This window comes from Streptomyces sp. V4I23 (assembly GCF_030817975.1).
Classification (GTDB): Bacteria; Actinomycetota; Actinomycetes; order Streptomycetales; family Streptomycetaceae; genus Streptomyces.
In genome coordinates, this window is sequence record NZ_JAUSZW010000004.1 from 6,263,165 (window position 1) to 6,279,868 (window position 16,704).

The 16,704-nt window shown below is 72.5% G+C and carries 18 protein-coding genes; 8 read left to right on the forward strand and 10 right to left on the reverse strand.

The features are described 5' to 3' along the window. Positions 1-77: 77 nt before the first annotated feature. Positions 78-764 carry a response regulator gene (locus QFZ82_RS30735; RefSeq protein ID WP_307716233.1) on the reverse strand — a complete coding sequence of 229 codons (687 nt, stop codon included), beginning with the start codon at positions 762-764 and terminating at the stop codon, positions 78-80. Between the two features lie 130 nt (positions 765-894). On the opposite strand from QFZ82_RS30735, the gene QFZ82_RS30740 reads away from it, so the two are divergent. From QFZ82_RS30740 to QFZ82_RS30760, 5 genes are all read left to right on the forward strand, one after another. Further along, the gene (locus QFZ82_RS30740; protein ID WP_307716234.1) at positions 895-1,878 is read left to right on the forward strand and encodes a tripartite tricarboxylate transporter substrate binding protein; all 984 of its coding nucleotides are present in this window, start codon (positions 895-897) and stop codon (positions 1,876-1,878) included. Then, entirely contained in the window at positions 1,875-2,411 is a 537-nt protein-coding gene (locus QFZ82_RS30745; RefSeq protein WP_307716235.1) for a tripartite tricarboxylate transporter TctB family protein, read from the forward strand. Before QFZ82_RS30740 ends, QFZ82_RS30745 begins: the two co-directional genes overlap by 4 nt. After that, on the forward strand, positions 2,411-3,907 hold the full coding sequence (locus tag QFZ82_RS30750) for a tripartite tricarboxylate transporter permease (protein WP_307716236.1): 1,497 nt from the start codon (positions 2,411-2,413) through the stop codon (positions 3,905-3,907). Before QFZ82_RS30745 ends, QFZ82_RS30750 begins: the two co-directional genes overlap by 1 nt. Positions 3,908-3,980: 73 nt before the next feature. Next, positions 3,981-4,382 carry an N-acetyltransferase gene (locus QFZ82_RS30755; protein ID WP_307716237.1) on the forward strand — a complete coding sequence of 134 codons (402 nt, stop codon included), beginning with the start codon at positions 3,981-3,983 and terminating at the stop codon, positions 4,380-4,382. A 51-nt stretch (positions 4,383-4,433) separates the two neighbouring features. Then, positions 4,434-5,531 carry a methyltransferase domain-containing protein gene (locus QFZ82_RS30760; protein WP_307716238.1) on the forward strand — a complete coding sequence of 366 codons (1,098 nt, stop codon included), beginning with the start codon at positions 4,434-4,436 and terminating at the stop codon, positions 5,529-5,531. On the opposite strand, the gene QFZ82_RS30765 is transcribed toward QFZ82_RS30760, so the two are convergent. Next, positions 5,512-5,994, reverse strand: coding sequence for a DUF402 domain-containing protein (locus tag QFZ82_RS30765; protein ID WP_307716239.1), 483 nt, complete (start codon positions 5,992-5,994; stop codon positions 5,512-5,514). The two genes, QFZ82_RS30760 and QFZ82_RS30765, sit on opposite strands and share 20 nt — an antisense overlap. After that, positions 5,975-6,904 carry a GNAT family N-acetyltransferase gene (locus QFZ82_RS30770; protein ID WP_307716240.1) on the reverse strand — a complete coding sequence of 310 codons (930 nt, stop codon included), beginning with the start codon at positions 6,902-6,904 and terminating at the stop codon, positions 5,975-5,977. Before QFZ82_RS30770 ends, QFZ82_RS30765 begins: the two co-directional genes overlap by 20 nt. Before the next feature lie 70 nt (positions 6,905-6,974). On the opposite strand from QFZ82_RS30770, the gene QFZ82_RS30775 reads away from it, so the two are divergent. After that, positions 6,975-7,355 (forward strand): GntR family transcriptional regulator, encoded by a 381-nt coding sequence (locus QFZ82_RS30775; protein WP_307716241.1) that lies wholly within the window; start codon positions 6,975-6,977, stop codon positions 7,353-7,355. Between the two features lie 274 nt (positions 7,356-7,629). Here QFZ82_RS30775 and QFZ82_RS30780 read toward each other — a convergent pair whose 3' ends face one another. Further along, positions 7,630-8,724 (reverse strand): DUF5925 domain-containing protein, encoded by a 1,095-nt coding sequence (locus QFZ82_RS30780; RefSeq protein WP_307716242.1) that lies wholly within the window; start codon positions 8,722-8,724, stop codon positions 7,630-7,632. A 285-nt stretch (positions 8,725-9,009) separates the two neighbouring features. Here QFZ82_RS30780 and QFZ82_RS30785 point away from each other — a divergent pair, with 285 nt between their 5' ends. Next, complete coding sequence (locus QFZ82_RS30785) at positions 9,010-9,819, forward strand: SGNH/GDSL hydrolase family protein (protein ID WP_307716243.1); 810 nt, start codon at positions 9,010-9,012, stop codon at positions 9,817-9,819. Positions 9,820-9,918: 99 nt separating this feature from the next. Here QFZ82_RS30785 and QFZ82_RS30790 read toward each other — a convergent pair whose 3' ends face one another. Further along, a complete protein-coding gene (locus tag QFZ82_RS30790) occupies positions 9,919-10,854 on the reverse strand; it encodes a serine/threonine-protein kinase (protein ID WP_307716244.1) in 936 nt (311 codons plus the stop codon). A 282-nt stretch (positions 10,855-11,136) separates the two neighbouring features. Between QFZ82_RS30790 and QFZ82_RS30795 the strand changes: the two genes are divergently transcribed. Further along, positions 11,137-11,400, forward strand: coding sequence for a hypothetical protein (locus QFZ82_RS30795; RefSeq protein ID WP_307716245.1), 264 nt, complete (start codon positions 11,137-11,139; stop codon positions 11,398-11,400). Positions 11,401-11,435: 35 nt separating this feature from the next. On the opposite strand, the gene QFZ82_RS30800 is transcribed toward QFZ82_RS30795, so the two are convergent. The 5 genes from QFZ82_RS30800 to hmgA all read right to left on the reverse strand — a co-directional run bounded on the left by QFZ82_RS30800 (position 11,436) and on the right by hmgA (position 16,653). Continuing rightward, the gene (locus QFZ82_RS30800; RefSeq protein WP_307716246.1) at positions 11,436-12,632 is read right to left on the reverse strand and encodes a CaiB/BaiF CoA-transferase family protein; all 1,197 of its coding nucleotides are present in this window, start codon (positions 12,630-12,632) and stop codon (positions 11,436-11,438) included. A 205-nt stretch (positions 12,633-12,837) separates the two neighbouring features. After that, positions 12,838-14,049: a type ISP restriction/modification enzyme gene (locus QFZ82_RS30805; protein ID WP_307716247.1), complete on the reverse strand. Its 1,212-nt coding sequence runs from the start codon at positions 14,047-14,049 to the stop codon at positions 12,838-12,840. A gap of 125 nt (positions 14,050-14,174) precedes the next feature. Beyond that, a complete protein-coding gene (locus tag QFZ82_RS30810) occupies positions 14,175-14,552 on the reverse strand; it encodes a zinc ribbon domain-containing protein (RefSeq protein WP_307716248.1) in 378 nt (125 codons plus the stop codon). After that, complete coding sequence (locus QFZ82_RS30815; protein ID WP_307716249.1) at positions 14,539-15,291, reverse strand: GntR family transcriptional regulator; 753 nt, start codon at positions 15,289-15,291, stop codon at positions 14,539-14,541. The genes QFZ82_RS30810 and QFZ82_RS30815 overlap by 14 nt, the downstream gene beginning before the upstream one ends. 12 nt (positions 15,292-15,303) lie before the next feature. Continuing rightward, positions 15,304-16,653 carry a homogentisate 1,2-dioxygenase gene (gene hmgA / locus QFZ82_RS30820; RefSeq protein WP_307716250.1) on the reverse strand — a complete coding sequence of 450 codons (1,350 nt, stop codon included), beginning with the start codon at positions 16,651-16,653 and terminating at the stop codon, positions 15,304-15,306. Between the last annotated feature and the right edge of the window lie 51 nt (positions 16,654-16,704).

Genomic DNA, 16,704 nt, shown 5'->3' on the forward strand with positions numbered 1-16,704 from the left:
TGCCGTGCCCGGCGAGAGCCGGGCACGGCACCTCACGCGCTCCAGCCACCGGCGGCGTCCTGCTGAACAACCGCGGATCAGCCCACGCGGCGGTAGCGGCGTTCCGGGCGGCCCGTGCCTCCGTAACGCAGCGTCACCTCTGCGCGGCCCGTCTCCGCGAAGTACTCCAGGTAGCGGCGGGCGCTCACGCGGGACAGTGAGCCCGCCTCGGCGCACTCCGAGGCCGACAGGTCGCCCGGGTGGTCGCGCAGGATGCGTTCGACCAGCTCCGCCGTGTGCGGGGCGAGCCCCTTCGGCAGCTCGCGCGACCCCGGCGGGCGGGTGCCGAAGATCTGGTCCACGTCCTCCTGGCGCGCCTCGTCCAGCCGGTCCAGCCGAGAACGCAGCGACGCCACGTGCCGCAGCTGTTCCTGGAGCGCCGCCTGGTTGAACGGCTTGATCAGGTAGTGCAGCGCCCCCGCCCGCAGCGCGGACCGCACCACCGCCGCATCCCGTGCGGCCGTGATGAACAGTGCGTCCGCGCTCACCCGGTCCGGGTCGCCCGCCTCGGCCGCCCGCAGTTCGCGCAGCACACGGATCCCGTCCATGTCGGGCAGATACACGTCGAGCAGCACGAGATCGGGCCGCAGCCGCTCCGCGGCGCGCAGCGCCTCCGCACCGCTGTGGGCCACGCCGACGACCGTGAACCCCTCCGTCGCGGACACATAGCGGCTGTGCAGCTTGGCGACCATGAAGTCGTCGTCCACCACCAGCACCTTGGTCACGCCGCCACGCTAAGCCGCTACCACAAGGACCACAACGTCCGTTGATTCCGGAAGAGAGACAGCTTCTTAACGCGCAGGCAACATGTGGGCCACCTCACAGCTCCTACTCACCGCTCATGAGAGGCCTCCCGTGCGATTGCGCACCTCCATCGCCCTGCTCGGGGCCGTGCTCCTGGTGTTCGCCGTGCCGCCGCTGCTCTCCACGGACGGCGGCACCGACACCGGCACGCAGATCCCCGGCCTGCGTTTCATGGTCCCCAACACCCCCGGCGGCGGCTACGACATCACGGCCCGCACCGCCGCCAAGAACGCCGAGGACGCCGGGCTCACCCACGGCATCGAGGTCTTCAACCTCCCCGGAGCCGGCGGCACCGTCGGGCTCACCCGCCTCGTCGGCGAGCACGGCAACGGCAAGCTCGCCATGTCCATGGGGCTCGGCGTCGTCGGCGCCGTGCACACCAACAAGGCGCCCAAGACCCTCGCCGACACCACACCGATCGCCCGGCTCACCGAGGAGCAGGACATCGTCGTGGTCTCCAAGGACTCCCCGTACAGGACGATCGGCCAGCTGGTCGACGCATGGAAGAAGAACCCGGGCAAGCTCGCCGTCGGCGGCGGCTCCTCGCCCGGCGGTCCCGACCACCTCGCGCCCATGCTCATGGCCCGGGCCGCCGGCATCGAGCCCAAGTCCGTCAACTACGTCCCCTTCGACGGCGGCGGCGAACTGCTCGCCTCGATCCTCGGCAACAAGGTCGCCTTCGGCGTCTCCGGCGTCGGCGAGTACCTCGACCAGATCAAGTCCGGAGAGCTGCGGCTGCTGGCCGTCACCGGCCCGATGCGCGTCCCCGGACTGGACGCCCCCACCCTGCGCGAGGCCGGTCTCGACACCGACTTCACCAACTGGCGCGGCATCGTCGCACCGCCCGGACTGAGCGACGCGGAGCGCGACAAGCTCATACGGCTCGTCACCGAGATGCACAAGTCGAAGCAGTGGCAGGAGTCCCTGAAGAAGAACGGCTGGGACGACGCCTTCCTCACCGGCGATCTCTTCGGCGACTTCCTCGAGGAGCAGGACGACGAGGTCGACTCGGTGCTGAAGGAGCTGGGACTGTGAGCGCCGAAGCCCCCGACACCACCCGTACCGCCGACGGCCGCAGCTCCTGGCTGCGCGAGCACTCCGAACTCGGCGTGAGCCTGCTGCTCCTCGTCATCGGCGTCCTCGTCCTCACCGACGCGCTGACCATGAACGTCGACATCGCCCAGCGCGGACCGGTGGGACCAAGGACCGTCCCCGTCGTCGTCGGCTGCGGCCTGCTGGTCGTCGCCGTCCTCCTCGCGGTCGACGTCCTGCGCGGCGGCCGCGGCGAGGCCGAGGGCGGCGAGGACATCGACCTGAGCGAGCCGAGCGACTGGCGCACGGTCCTGCTCCTCGGCGGCGTCTTCCTCGCCTTCGCCGCGCTCATCGGCCCGCTCGGCTTCCCCGTCGCCGGAGCGCTGCTCTTCTGGGGCTCCGCCTTCGCGCTCGGCAGCAGACACCACGACCGTGATCCGCTCATCGCCGCGGTCCTGTCCGTGGTCACCTACTTCGTGTTCAACAACCTGCTCGGCGTCTCGCTGCCAGGCGGCCCGCTGATGGGAGTGCTCTGATGGATTCCCTGAACTCCCTTCTCGACGGCTTCGGCACCGCGCTGACGCCCGTCAACCTGCTCTGGGCCGTGATCGGCGTGCTGCTCGGCACCGCGATCGGCGTCCTGCCCGGCATCGGCCCGGCGATGGCGGTGGCGCTGCTGCTGCCGGTGACGTACGGACTGGAGCCGACCGGCGCGTTCATCATGTTCGCCGGCATCTACTACGGCGCGATGTTCGGCGGTTCGACCACCTCCATCCTGCTCAACACCCCGGGCGAGAGCGCGGCCGTCGTCGCCGCGCTGGAGGGCAATCCGATGGCGAAGGCCGGACGGGGCGCCCAGGCGCTCGCCGCCGCCGCCGTCGGCCACTTCACGGGCGGCATGATCGGCACGATCCTGCTCGTCGCGCTCGCCCCCACGGTCGCCGGCCTCGCCGTCGACATCGGCGCGCCCGACTACTTCGCCATCATGGTGCTGGCCTTCATCGCCGTCACCTCGGTGCTCGGCTCCTCCCGCATCCGCGGACTGGCCTCCCTGCTGATCGGCCTCACCATCGGCCTCGTCGGCCTGGACCAGATGACCGGCCAGCAGCGCCTCACGTTGGGCTCGCTCCAGCTCGCGGACGGTATCGACGTCGTCATCGTCGCCGTCGGTCTCTTCGCGATCGGCGAGGCCCTGTGGGTCGCCGCCCACCTGCGCCGCACGGCGGGCGAGCCCATCCCCGTCGGACGCCCGTGGCTGGCCGGCTCCGACGTGAAGCGCACCTGGAAGGCATGGCTGCGCGGGCCGGTCATCGGCTTCCCGTTCGGCGCGATCCCGGCCGGCGGTGCGGAGATCCCCACCTTCCTTTCCTACGTGACCGAGAAGCGGCTGTCCCGGCACAAGGACGAGTTCGGCCGCGGCGCCATCGAGGGCGTCGCCGGACCCGAGTCGGCGGCCTCCGCGTCGGCCGCGGGCACGCTCGTGTCGATGCTGACGCTCGGTCTGCCGACCACCGCCGTCGCCGCCGTGATGCTGGCCGCCTTCCAGCAGTACGGCATCCAGCCCGGACCGCTGCTCTTCGAGCGCGAACCCGACCTGGTGTGGGGCCTGATCGCCTCCCTATTCGTCGGCATGGTGCTGCTGCTCGCGCTCAACCTGCCGCTCGCGCCGGTCTGGGCGAAGCTGCTGCGCATCCCGCGGCCGTATCTCTACGCGGGCATCCTGTTCTTCGCCGCGGTCGGCGCGTACGCCGTCGGCGGTGAGGCACTCGACCTGGTGATCCTGCTGGTCATCGGCCTCATCGGGTTCGGCATGCGGCGCTACGGACTGCCCGTGCTCCCCGCGGTGATCGGCGTCATCCTGGGCCCGGCCGCCGAACAGCAGCTGCGCCGCGCCCTGCAGATCAGCGACGGCAGCGTCACGGGCCTGGTCAACACCCCCTTCTCCGTGACCGTGTACGCGGTGATCGTGATCCTGCTGGCGTGGCCGCTGCTGAAGAAGGTGATCGTCCGCCGCCGTACTGTGTCGGCATGACACCGGACATCCTCCCCCTCCGCCCCTGCGGGCGTGGGGGGACCCCCACGCACTGACCGACGACGTTCCGCGGGTGAAGGCCGTGACCGACGCGGCCTATCACCACTACATCGAGCGGATCGGTCTCGTACCGGCCCCGATGGAGGCCGACCACGCGGCCGACGTGGCAGCGGGGCGGGTGTTCGTGACAGGGGAACCGGTGGTCGGCCTCGTGGTCCTGAGGGCCGAGGCCGACCACCTCTGTCTCGACAACATCGCCGTCCATCCGGATGCCCAGGGCACCGGCCTCGGCCGCCGCCTGCTGGCCTTCGTGGAATCGCGCGCACGGGAACTCGGCCTGCCCGAGGTGCGGCTGCTGACCAACGCGAAGATGTGGGAGAACCAGAAGCTGTACGAGCGCTACGGCTACGAACTGGTGGAGCGCCGGGTCGACGGGCAGTACGACCGCTTCCACTACCGCAAGCCGCTGACCTGAACAGGAGCCCGCCAGGGGCCCGTTGTCAGTGGCGGCTGCGACGATCGGACCATGACGACGATCGACTGGAACGCCATGGCGGGCACCTTCGACCAGGAGCCCGACCATGGCCTCGCGGACCCGGTGGTCCGGCGTGCCTGGGCGGAGCGGCTCCGGCAGTGGCTGCCGCCGCACCCGTCCGACGTGCTCGACCTCGGCTGCGGCACGGGCAGTCTGTCCCTCCTCGCCGCCGAGCAGGGCCACCGGGTGACCGGTGTCGACCTCTCGCCCGGCATGGTCGCCCGGGCACGGGCCAAGCTTGCCGGCACAGGCGCCGAGATCCTCGAGGGCACCGCGGACCGGCCCCCGGTCGGCGAGCGCCGGTTCGACGTCGTCCTCGCCCGGCATGTCGTCTGGCTGCTGCCCGATCCCGAGGCCGTCCTGCGCCACTGGGCCTCCCTCCTGCGCCCGGGCGGCCGGCTCGTCCTCGTCGAAGGCGTCTGGGGCGGCGACGGACTGCCGGCCGAGCGGCTGACCGAGGCCCTCGCACCGCTGGCCGAGCGGATCCACCACGAACCCCTGTCGCAGGACCCGGCCCTGTGGGGCAGGGCCGTCGACGACGAGCGCTACGCGCTGGTGGCGTGCACGGCAGCGCCCCGCCGGCACACCGAGGTGATCGACGTGCACCTGGTGCTGCGCCGCGGGGACGAGGTGCTGCTCGCCCGCCGCGCGAACACGGGCTACGGCGACGGCTTGTGGAACGGACCGTCGGGCCACGTCGAGGACGGCGAGGACGTGCGCGCCGCGATGGTGCGCGAGGCGGCCGAGGAGATCGGCGTCGAGCTGGCGCCCGGCGATCTGCGGGCCGCCCTGGTCATGCAGCACCGCGGCCCGGGCGGGCAGCCGCGCACCGGCTGGTTCTTCGAGGCGGACCACGAAGCGGCCGGTGAGCCGTACAACCGCGAGCCGGACAAGTGCTCCGAGATCGCCTGGCACCGGCTGGACGCCCTGCCCGGCGACATGGTCGCCTACTGCCGGGCAGGGCTGGAGGCCTACCGCGCCGGGGAGAGGTTCGTCGTCCACTGGCACGAGGACGGCGACCCCGTCGCGTACGACGCGGACAGTCCGGACCGGGCGGTGGTGCTGCCGGTCAGCCGAGGAGGTCGCTGAAGGAGCCGCCGCGGGCGAGGAGTTCGAGCTCGTCGAGAGCGCGCACGGCCTCCTCCGCCGCCTGCGGGTCCCGGTCGGCGAGGCCGCTCTCGGCGAACTCGTCCTCGTCGAGACGCAGGACCGTCCGCCCGTCCGCAGACACCCACAGGTCCAGGTCCAGGTCCTCGACGACCACCTCACCGCCGCCGGCCACGGCGGGCTGGGTGATGTCGCAGTACCAGCCCTTGAGCACGCCCGCGCCCGTGCGGACCTCCTTCACCGAGTACCACCGGTCGCGCCAGTAGTGCTCGGTGAACACATCCCCCGGCTCGAACCGCACGAAGCCGAAGTCACGGACCCCCGGGGCGGCCCACGGAGCCCGCACCACCAGATGCGTGCCGTCGTCGGAGAGCAGCTCCGCCGGGTAACGGATCTTCGTAGCCCCGGCCTTGACCAGGCGGACCTCAGCCGAGAGTGCGGACATGCCGGACCTCCGAGGCGCAGATCTCGTACCCGAACCACCGGTTGACCGCCAGCATGGGACCGTTGTCGGCGTCGTTGCTCGTGAACGCGTCCGTGAAACCGGCCTCTCTGGCCCGGCGCAGCGAATCCGTCTTGGCGAGCTTCGCGAAGCCCTTGCCCCGGTGGGCACGCATCGTGCCCGTCATGCCGCTCAGATAGCGGGTCTCGCGGTCGGTCATGGCCGCGGTGAACGCGGCGATCTCGCCGTCCACGACGACCACCGTGGACAGACCGCGGTCGAGCAGCGGGTTCTCCCAGGTGTGACGGATCCAGTCGTCGTAGTCGGTGAAGTCCGCACCGACGTCGCTCGGCTCGTCGGACGTCGCCTCGGCGTCCGCGCGGAACAGGGGGCGCGGGTCGTCCTCGTAGTCCGAAGCCGTCCGCAGCTCGACCCCGGCCGGAAGGGGCGGCAGGCCGGGCAGCGTCCCGGCCGCCAGGCCGAGGCGCAGGAAGTGCGCCGCGCGGCTCGGACGGAAGCCGCGCTTCTCGGCGAACGCCCGGCACGCGGGGGTGTCCTCGACCCAGGAGAACAGGGAGCGAGCGCCTTCGCCGGCGAGATGCTCCTCGGCCGTGCCCAGCAGCAGCCCTCCCGCGCCCTGCCCCCGGTGCTCGGGGTGGACCACCGGGTTCGCGTACGCGAGTCCGGGCTCGGCGGCGTCGTAGGCGATGCCGACATGCGACATGCCGATGACGGCGCCGTCCCGCTCGGCCACCAGCAGGCGGTACTTCTTGGCCGGGTTGGCGGTACGCACGCCGAAGAGGACCGACTCGGGGGTGGTCACGTCGAACGGAAGCACCACACGCCGGATCCGGGTCACGGCCTCGGCGTCCTCCGCGCTGTCGGCACGGAGATCTCGGACGATGACAGTCATGGGGCCGCACGCTACGTGCCGCCGTGCCGCCGCGCCTCCCAATATCGGTGCGGTGGGGGACAATCGCGCCGTGACCTTGAACATCACCATCGACCCGGAAGGCGCCGACGCGCCGTACGAGCAGGTGCGCGCCCAGATCTCCGAGCGGGCCCGCTCGGGCGAGCTGCCGGTGGGCTACCGGCTGCCGACCGTCCGCGGCCTGGCCGAGGAACTGGGCCTCGCGGCCAACACCGTGGCCAAGGCGTACCGGGCACTCGAGAGCGACGGCGTGATCGAGACCCGCGGCCGCAACGGCACGTTCGTGGCGGCGGCGGGCGACGCGGCGGCCCGCCAGGCCGCGGCGGCGGCGGCGACGTTCGCGGCGGAGGTGCGCCGCCTCGGCCTCTCGCACGAGGCGGCGCTGGCCGCCGCCCGCGAGGGCCTGCGCGCGGCGTACGACCGGGTGGAGTGAGGTTCCCCACCCCGCCCCTTCCCGAACTGGGGCTCCGCCCCAGGCCCCGGTACCGCGCTTCGCGCGGTGTCCTCAATCTCCCCCTACGGCCTGGCGGCCGTGGGAGGGACCCCCAGACGGGCTGATTTCGCGCAGCGAAATCCAGCCTCGCCCTGGGGGCACCCCCGGACGGAGTCTGAGGGAGATTGAGGCGCGGGGGTCCGGGGGCGGAGCCCCCGGTTACGGGAAGGGGCGGGGTGGGGAAAGGCTCCGCGCAGCGGCCCCCGCCCCGCCCTCAGAGGTACAGCCCCGCGTCCGCGCCCGCCGACTGCGACGGCACCGACGCCGGAGACGTCCCGCGGCGCAGCGCGAACAGCTCCGCCAGCGTCGCACCCTCGCGCCCCACGCCCTCCTCCGTGCCGAGCCAGGACACCGCCTCGCCGCGCGTCAGCGGGCCCACCTCGATCCGGGCCAGGCAGCGGCCGGGGCGGACGACGGCCGGATGGAGGCGCTCCAGGTCCTCGTTGGTCGTGACGCCGACCAGGACGTTGCGGCCCTGGCCCAGCAGACCGTCCGTCAGGTTGAGCAGGCGCGACAGCGCCTGGCCCGCCGTGTGCCGCGCCTCGCCGCGGATCAGCTCGTCGCAGTCCTCCAGCAGGAGCAGCCGCCAGCGGCCCTTGGCCGTACCCTCGTCCTCGCCGATGGCGATGTCCATCAGGTAGCCGACGTCGTTGAACAGCCGCTCCGGATCCAGCACGCAGTCCACCTGGCACCAGTCGCGCCACGAGCGAGCCAGCGTGCGCAGCGCCGACGTCTTGCCCGTGCCGGGCGGGCCGTGGAGCAGCAGCAGCCGGCCGGCGATGTCGTCCGGGGTGACCTTCATCAGCCGGTCCATCGCGTCGGCCACCGGCGCCGTGTAGTTGGGCCGGATCTCCTCCCACGTGCCGGCGGAGATCTGACGGGTCGTGCGGTGCGGACCGCGCCGCGGTGAGACGTACCAGAAGCCCATGGTCACGTTCTCCGGCTGCGGTTCGGGCTCGTCGGCCGCGCCGTCCGTCGCCTCGTCGAGCACCTTCTGGGCCAGCTCGGAACTCACGGCGGTGACCGTGACGTCCGCGCCCCGGTTCCACCGCGAGACGAGCAGCGTCCAGCCCTCGCCCTCGGCGAGCGTGGCGCTGCGGTCGTCGTCACGGGCCGACCGCAGCACGGAGGCCGAGGGCGGCAGCAGCGTCGCGCCGGGCTTGACGCGGTCGATCGTCGAACTGTGCGAGTACGGCTGCTCACCCGCCGCGAAGCGGCCGAGGAACAGCGCGTCGACGACGTCCGACGGCGAATCGCTGTCGTCGACGTTGAGCCGGATCGGCAGGGCGTCATACGGGTTGGCAGACATACGCCCATGATCCGGCACGGTCCGGGGCGCCGCACCGTGTTTTGCCCGGTGCGGCGTCACGTGGTGCCCCCGCGTATCCGGCCCACGGCCCGGCGGGCCAAAGCAGCCGGTCCCGGCCCTTCTTTTGCGACAGTTGCGGTGTTCCGAGGCGGAACCTTCCCTTCACTCGCTCGTTTCGCTTTTCGACCGATGACCCGTCAGTAACATCTTTGGCATGGACACTTCCGGTCAAGTCTCTTCGCTGCTACGAAAGTTGAGGCAGAGATCCTGCTCAAGGGAGGTTCCATGAAACTGTCCCGAGTCGCGGCACTCTCATCCTCACTCCTCCTCGGCGCTGTTCTCGCTCTCACCGGAGCGGGCCCGGCGCAGGCCGATTCCACCGTCCAGGCCGTGGACTACGTGGCACTCGGCGACTCCTATTCCTCCGGTGTGGGAGCGGGCAGTTACGACAGCACCAGCGGCAACTGCAAGCGCAGCACCCGCGCGTATCCCAGGCTCTGGGCCGCAAGCAACGCGCCCTCGTCGTTCGCGTTCACCGCCTGCTCGGGTGCCCGCACCGGTGATGTGACCGCCGGTCAGCTCGGACCGCTCAGCTCGGCGACCGACCTCGTCTCCCTCACGGTCGGCGGCAACGACGCGGGCTTCTCCGATGTGATGACCACCTGCGTCCTGAGCTCCGACGCCGAGTGTCTCGCCCGGATCGAGCAGGCCAAGCGCTACGTCGACACGACCCTGCCCGGCAAACTCGACCAGGTGTACTCGGCGATCCGGGCCAAGGCGCCCGCCGCCCGGGTCGTCGTCCTCGGCTATCCGCGTTTCTACAAGCTCAACGGCAGCTGCTCGGCCGGTATGAGCGAGACCAAGCGGTCCGCCATCAACGGGGCGGCCGACTACCTCAACGCGGCGACCGCCAAGCGCGCGGCCGACCACGGATACACCTTCGGCAGTGTCGTCGGCACGTTCACCGGCCACGAGATCTGCTCAGGGGCCGCCTGGCTGCACAGCGTCAACTGGTTCAACATGAGCGAGTCGTACCACCCCACGACGTCCGGACAGTCCGGCGGCTATCTGCCCGTCTTCGCCTCCCACGCCTGAGCCGGAATTCCGCCCGGCGCGTCAGGGGCCGGACGGCGTCCACCCCCACCGTGCGTACGCAGGCCCTGCCCGGCCGTCCCGCCGGCAGGGCCTGCCGCGTCACCCGCCCAGCACCGCCCAGAGCAGTGCCGCGACCGCCAGGAGAAGCAGCACCACGCCTGCCGCCAGCACCGTCGCGGCACGGCGCGGCTCGTCGGCGGACGGCGACGGGCTCGCGGACGGTCCCGTGCCGCCTGCGTGCGCGTCCCGTTCGGCATCGCCCCGGCCCGCCGGGGGCTGCGACGGCGGCGGTGCGCTCGCACGCGGGGCTCCGCCCGCGCTCGCCAGCCGCAGCCGGTGCTCGGCCTCCGGCGCCGGCATCCGCTCCGCCGCGTCCCGCCGCATCAGCCCCGAGATGACCGGCGCCAGCGCGCCCGCCCGCTCCGAGGGCCGGACCTCCTCGCCCGCGCCGGGGGAGCGGCCCTCGACCGCCGTGTACAGCAGGGCGCCGAGCGACCACAGGTCGGCGTCGGCGCCCGGCTCGATGTCCGGTGCGAACTCCGGGGCCATGCCGAAACCGGTCAGCATCACCCGGCCGTCGTTGCCGACGAGGACGTTGGCCGCCCTCACGTCGTGGTGCGCCACACCCGCCGCGTGCGCCGCGCGCAGGGCGGCGACGGCCTCCGCGCCGATGTGCGCGGCGCGCGCGGGCGGCAGCGGTCCCTCCGCCTCCAGTACGTCCGACAGGGCGAGGCCGCGCACGAGTTCCATCACGATCCAGGGGCGGCCGTCGTCGGTGACCACGTCGTGGACGGCGACCACATTGCGGTGCGAGACACGGCCCGCGGCCCGCGCAGCCCGCTCCAGCCGTCCGTACAGCTCGCGCGCCGCTGTGGCGTCGAGACCGGCCGGAGCGCGGACCTCCTTGACCGCGACGTCGCGGCCCAGCAGTTCGTCGCGGGCCAGCCACGCCACGCCCGTACGGCCCTCGCCGAGCGGCCCGATCAGGCGGTAGCGCTCCGCGATCAGCCGGTCGGTTCCCGGTGGTCCGCTCATGCCATGCCTCCTGTCCGCAAGCGAGCCGCAACACGGTGGAAACCCCTCGAATCTAGCTCAACTACCTGTGATCTGAAACGGATTGACCGGCCATCAGTTCTCCGGCCTGCCGAGAGGGTCGCCATGGTCGCCCAACTCCCCCTGGAATCAGCTGTATTCGGAGAGTAATCGTCAACCTCCGTACGAGTGTGGTGAATCATGCAGGCGGGATACACGGCGGTCCCGCCGGGGAGATAGGGTTAATGTGCCCGGGCCGGGTGTCTCGTACGGGTGGGGAGTGACATGGATCAGATAACAGTTCGCAGCAGGGCCCGCGTGCCTGCCATCACCTGCGGAAGCGTCGCGACCAGTTCGCGTCTCGACCGCCACCTCTCGGTGCTCGGCGGCCCTGCCGTCCCGCAGGGCGAGGCCGCCGAGGCGACCCTGCTGATGCGCGAGCTGACCTCGCGCGACGTGCGGCACGGTCGCGGGAGCAAGAGCGCGCGCGTCTCACTGTTCGCCCCGCTGCGGCGCCTGCGGCGCTCCCTGTTCGGCAGCCGCGGCTGACCGACCACGCCCCACCCCCTTCCTCGCGCGACCGCTCAGGCGACCACACCGTCCCGGCGCAGCGCCGCCGCGGCCTCATCCGTCATCCCCAGGGCCCGCAGCAGCGCGTCGGTGTGCTCGCCGAGCGAGGGAATCGCCCCCATCCGCGCCGGGGCCCCGCCCGGCAGCGTGATCGGGGGCAGCAGCGCCCGCAGCGGCCCGGCCGGCGAGTCGACCTCGCGCCACCGGTCACGGGCGGCCAGCTGCGGATGTCCGGCCACGTCCGTCACGGTGTTCAGGCGCGCACAGGCAATGCCCGCGCCCTCCAGCCGGTCGATCGCGTCCTGCGTCGTCAGCCCCACCAGGGCCTTGGCCACCACCGCGTCCGTACGCGCCCGGTTCGCGGTGCGCGCGGTGTTCGTGGCGAAGTCCGGGTCGTCCGCCAAATCCGGTCGCTCCAGCACATTCTCGGCGAGCCGGCGCCACTCGCGGTCGTTCTGCACCGACAGGAGCACCTGGCCGCCGTCGGCCGTGTCGTACGCGTCGTAAGGGGAGATGACGGCGTGCGCGACACCTGTGCGCGCCGGGGCCGCACCTCCGTGCATCCCGTGGTGGAGCGGGTGGCCCATCCACTCGGCCAGCGACTCCAGCATCGAGATCTCGACCGGGCCGCCACGGCCCGTCGTACCGCGCCGCAGCAGCGCCGCCAGCACGCCCGAGAAGGCGTACATCGCGGCGGCGATGTCGGCCGCCGGGACGCCCGCCTTCACCGGCTCGGTCGCCGTCCCCGTCACCGAGACCAGACCGGCCTCGCACTGCACGAGCATGTCGTACGCACGCTTGTGCGCGTACGGGCCTCCCGAGCCGTAGCCCGAGATGTCGACGGCGATCAGCCGCGGGTGCCGCGCGCACAGGGCCGCGGCGTCCAGGCCGAGCCGGGCCGCCGCGCCCTGCGCGAGGTTCTGCACGAACACGTCGGCGTCCGCGACGAGCCGGTGCACGATGTCCAGTCCGCGGGGGTCCTTGAGGTCGATGGCGATGGACTCCTTGCCGCGGTTGCACCAGACGAAGTGCGAGGCGAGCCCGCGGGCCGCGGTGTCGTAGCCGCGCGCGAAGTCGCCGCCGTCCGGGCGCTCGACCTTGATCACGCGGGCGCCGAGGTCGGCGAGCTGGCGCGTGGCGAACGGCGCGGAGACGGCCTGCTCGACGGCGACGACCGTGATGCCGTCCAGGGGCAGTGGCTGTTGGCTCATAGGCCGTGTCTAATGTGTAACCGCCATCTTGTCACCCCTGGGGATCATGAAAACGCCGGGCCGACTTGGCCACGGCGTCCCCTTGACGCGGCCGCCGCCGCGCTTCCCGGGGGCGCTGTCCCCCGAACCCCGCGCCCCTGGCGCCGGATCGCTCCCGGGGCCGGGGCGGAGCCCCGGTCGGGGAAGGGGCGGGGTGCGGGGAACGTCACAGCAGAGCGAACTGGCCCTCCGGGCCCTCCTCCGCGTGGTCCAGTACCGACGCCGGCCGACGCGCCGGCCCCGGCGGCGGCAGCACTCCCGCCGCCCGCAGCTCCGCCGAGCCGATCCGGGCGCCCTCGCCCAGCCGCTTGCGCTCCGGCTCCAGTTCCGCCAGCAGTGCCAGCACCGTGATCAGTTCCAGGAGCTCGGACGTCCACTCCTGCGGCCAGGACGCCGGCCGCACCGCCTCCAGGGAGCCCGGCTCGCCGCCCGCCGTGCGCCGTGCGAACCAGAGCTCCAGCACCCGGACGCCGCCCGCCTCGAACTCCCACGCCCCGCGCGGCACCGGCGCGACACGGCCGCCGTCGCCGATGGTCAGCGTCTCCTCGTCCGCGTCGTACGCGAGCGCGTCCGGCCGCGCGGGCAGAGCCGCCCGCACATAGGGACGCCGGCCGCCCGGCAGCCTGGGGCGCTCCCCGCCGTGCGCGCCGCGCAGCTGGATCCGCATCGCCCGCCGGCCCAGCTCCACCCCGGCCGCCCACACAGAGGCGTCGGCGGGCAGCGGGACCACGCACCCCGCGGGACCGGCGACGGCCGACGCCAGGGCCCAGCAGACCAGGTCCTCGGCAGCCACCCCGTGCCCGTACCGGTCCGCGAGGAGGTCCAGCAGCCCCGGCGAGACGTTCGGCTCCCGCGCGCCCGGCCTGCGGTACAGGGGACGGATCCGGCCCGGGCGGCCCGCCGGCGAGCGCCCGTCCGGCAGCAGCGCCGTCACGACGAGAGCGGGCCCCGCCGCCTTGGGGACGTGGCCCTGTTCGACGACGAAGAGCTGCCGCTCGTCCCGCACCCGCCACAACTCCGGCCGGGCCGTGTCGATCAACCGGTGGTCCGGTATCAGCCACTGCTCGTCGAACGCGCCGTGCAGCACGCGCACCGGTTCCGGGCAGCGGCCCCGCTCGCGGGCCATCCGCCCGGTCCCGGTCGACTGCCCCGGCAACTGCGCGACCGCGCTGTGCGCGGTACGCGCCCGGGTGGGCCCGAACAGGGCATCGCGCTCGGCGCCGTCCGCCCGTACGAGCGCGTCCCAGCGGGCCCGCAGGGACGCGGCGTCCGGCGCCATCACCCAGCCCCGGCCCAGCCGCAGCGGCGCCACGGACCAGGGCATGAGGTCGTCGAGCAGCGGCGCGTCGTCCTCGGTGTGAGCAGTCACCGTCCGCATGCTAGTCACCTTCTCGGCCGTGAACGACCGCGCTTGACTGCCCGGTCGTTCGCACCTCGTCGCGCTCCCGACTGCCCCCTGCGACAGGGCGGTCACGGGTCGCATCTCCCCTGTTCCGGGCCTGTTCAGGCCGTGGCGGGGACGGGCATGGTGACGAATGCCCACGCCGAGCGTGCACGGTCGCGCACGTTGACCCCGGCGACGACGTCGGCGGGCCCAGCGAGGCCGCACCGACGACAGGAAAAGTGGTCCCGATTGGGCCGGTTGGCCTTCTCGGTATGGCCGCACCGCGGGCAGCGCTGCGAGGTATAGGAAACCAGTGACACCCTGGACGGGTGTTCGATCGGCCCGGCTTCGCCGGGCGGCAGGGGCGGGCGTTCCGCGCCCCGGTTGGTGCGGGATGGCGCGAGGCTCTGCGTCGCCAGGACGGGAGACGATTCCTCCCCGGCGTGAAGGCCCGAACCTCCTCGTAAAGACAGGTGAAGCCGCTCAGTCCGCGGCATCCACGGTCACCGAGAAGGAGAAGCGGTCGCCGCGGTAGCGGATGCGGGCCACGTCGACGACCCGGCCGTCCTCGTCGTACGTCACCCCCGTGTAGTGGAGGATCGGGCTGAGCAGCGGCACCCGCAGCAGCTCCGCCGTCTGCGGGTCGGCCAGCCGCGCCTCCACCGTGTCCGTGATCCGGCTGATCCGCACGCCCAGCACGTCCCGCAGGACCTTCGTCATCGGCCAGCGCTCCAGGTCGGCGCACTCCACACGCCCCGCGAATTCCGGGCGCAGCGCGTTCTCCGCCCAGTTCGTGGGCTCGCCGCTGTCGCCGTCGCAGCGCAGCCGCCGGAAGACCACGACCTCGTCCTCGTCCGGGAAGAACTCGGCCAGTTCACCCGGGACCGGCTGCGGACCGTGGCCGAGGACCGTGGTGCGCTCGCCCGACTGCTGGGCCACGATCGCGTCGATCGAGCCCAGCAGCCGCCTGGGCGCGCTCCTGCGCGCCCCCGGCTCGATGAAGGTGCCGCGTCTGCGGTGGCGGGTGATCAGCCCCTCCTCCTCGAGCTCCTTCAGCGCCTGGCGCATGGTGAGCACGCTCACCCCGTAGTGCTGGGCGAGCTGTTCCTCGGTGGGCAGCCGCAGCGACGCCTCGGGCGCACGGCCCAGTATCGAGGCGCGCAGCGACTGCGAGACCTGGTACCACAGCGGCAGCTTGCGGTTCAGGACGAGCGAGTCCGGGGCGAAGGAGGTCACGGCATCTCCGTACTACGGCCGGAAGTGGCGCTCAAGACCCTGCCACACGGTGTCGTAGCCCTTCTGCAGGTGGTCGGCGTTCGCCGCCTGCTCGGTCGCGATCACCGGCCAGCGGGTCTCGAACATGAAGGCGAGGCCGTTGTCGACCTTCTGCGGCTTCAGCTCGACGGAGCTCGCCCGGTCGAAGGTCTCCCGGTCGGGGCCGTGGGCCGACATCATGTTGTGCAGCGAGCCGCCGCCGGGGACGAAGCCTTCGGCCTTCGCGTCGTACGCGCCCTCGATCAGGCCCATGTACTCGCTCATCACGTTGCGGTGGAAGTACGGCGGGCGGAACGTGTCCTCGCCCACCAGCCAGCGCGGCGCGAAGACCACGAAGTCGACGCCGGCGAGACCGGGGGTGTCGGACGGTGAGGTCAGCACCGTGAAGATGGACGGGTCGGGGTGGTCGTACGAGATCGTGCCGATGACGTTGAAGCGGCGCAGGTCGTAGACATAGGGGACGTGGTTGCCGTGCCAGGCGACGACGTCGAGCGGCGAGTGGCCGTACGTCGCGGTCCACAGGTTCCCGCAGAACTTGTTGACCACCTCGACGGGGCCTTCGACGTCCTCGTACGCGGCGGCCGGGGCGAGGAAGTCGCGGGGGTGCGCGAGGCCGTTGGCGCCGATCGGGCCGAGGTCGGGCAGCTGGAACGGCTGTCCGTAGTTCTCGCAGACGTAGCCGCGGGCGCTCTCTCCCCTGGCCTCCGGCATGGGGGACCCCAGCAGCTCCACGCGGAAGCGGACGCCGCGGGGGATCAGCGCGATCTCGCCGGGCCGCGCGGGCAGCAGGCCGAACTCGGTCACCAGCAGCAGGCCGCCGCGCTCGGGGACGATCAGCAGCTCGCCGTCCGCGTCGCTGAACACCCGCTCCATGGAGGCGTTGGCGTGGTACAGGTGCACGGCCATGCCGGTGCGCTGGGTCACGTCGCCGTTGCCGCCGAGCGTCCACAGGCCCGCGAGCCAGTCCGTGCCGGGCGCGGGCTCCGGCAGCGGGTTCCACCGCAGGCGGTTGGGGTCGGGGACCGTCTCGGTGAACGGGGCTGTGCGGATGCGGCCGTTGTCGGCGCGGACGAACGCGGGGTGCATGGCCGAGGGGCGGATGCGGTACAGCCAGGAGCGGCGGTTGTGGGCGCGGGGCTCGGTGAAGGCGGTGCCGCTGAGCTGTTCCGCGTAGAGACCGAGCGGGGCGCGCTGCGGTGAGTTCCGCCCGTGGGGGAGGGCGCCGGGGACCGCCTCCGAGCTGTGCTCGTTGCCGAAGCCGGACAGGAACGACTCGTCGCCGAGTCCCTCCACAAGTTTGCGCGTCTCGTCGATACCGCTCATCGCCCGCTCCTGGTGCCGAGGGATTTCCGTTCCCGAACCCATTCCTATGGA

Excerpts from the sequence above, each read along its gene's own strand:
- QFZ82_RS30795 (WP_307716245.1), top strand. The coding sequence starts at position 11,137 with ATGGATCAGATAACAGTTCGCAGCAGGGCCCGCGTGCCTGCCATCACC.
- QFZ82_RS30765 (WP_307716239.1), bottom strand. The coding sequence starts at position 5,994 with ATGTCCGCACTCTCGGCTGAGGTCCGCCTGGTCAAGGCCGGGGCTACG.
- QFZ82_RS30790 (WP_307716244.1), bottom strand. The coding sequence starts at position 10,854 with ATGAGCGGACCACCGGGAACCGACCGGCTGATCGCGGAGCGCTACCGC.
- QFZ82_RS30800 (WP_307716246.1), bottom strand. The coding sequence starts at position 12,632 with ATGAGCCAACAGCCACTGCCCCTGGACGGCATCACGGTCGTCGCCGTC.
- QFZ82_RS30770 (WP_307716240.1), bottom strand. The coding sequence starts at position 6,904 with ATGACTGTCATCGTCCGAGATCTCCGTGCCGACAGCGCGGAGGACGCC.
- hmgA (WP_307716250.1), bottom strand. The coding sequence starts at position 16,653 with ATGAGCGGTATCGACGAGACGCGCAAACTTGTGGAGGGACTCGGCGAC.
- QFZ82_RS30750 (WP_307716236.1), top strand. The coding sequence starts at position 2,411 with ATGGATTCCCTGAACTCCCTTCTCGACGGCTTCGGCACCGCGCTGACG.
- QFZ82_RS30760 (WP_307716238.1), top strand. The coding sequence starts at position 4,434 with ATGACGACGATCGACTGGAACGCCATGGCGGGCACCTTCGACCAGGAG.
- QFZ82_RS30780 (WP_307716242.1), bottom strand. The coding sequence starts at position 8,724 with ATGTCTGCCAACCCGTATGACGCCCTGCCGATCCGGCTCAACGTCGAC.
- QFZ82_RS30805 (WP_307716247.1), bottom strand. The coding sequence starts at position 14,049 with ATGCGGACGGTGACTGCTCACACCGAGGACGACGCGCCGCTGCTCGAC.
- QFZ82_RS30785 (WP_307716243.1), top strand. The coding sequence starts at position 9,010 with ATGAAACTGTCCCGAGTCGCGGCACTCTCATCCTCACTCCTCCTCGGC.
- QFZ82_RS30810 (WP_307716248.1), bottom strand. The coding sequence starts at position 14,552 with ATGCCGCGGACTGAGCGGCTTCACCTGTCTTTACGAGGAGGTTCGGGC.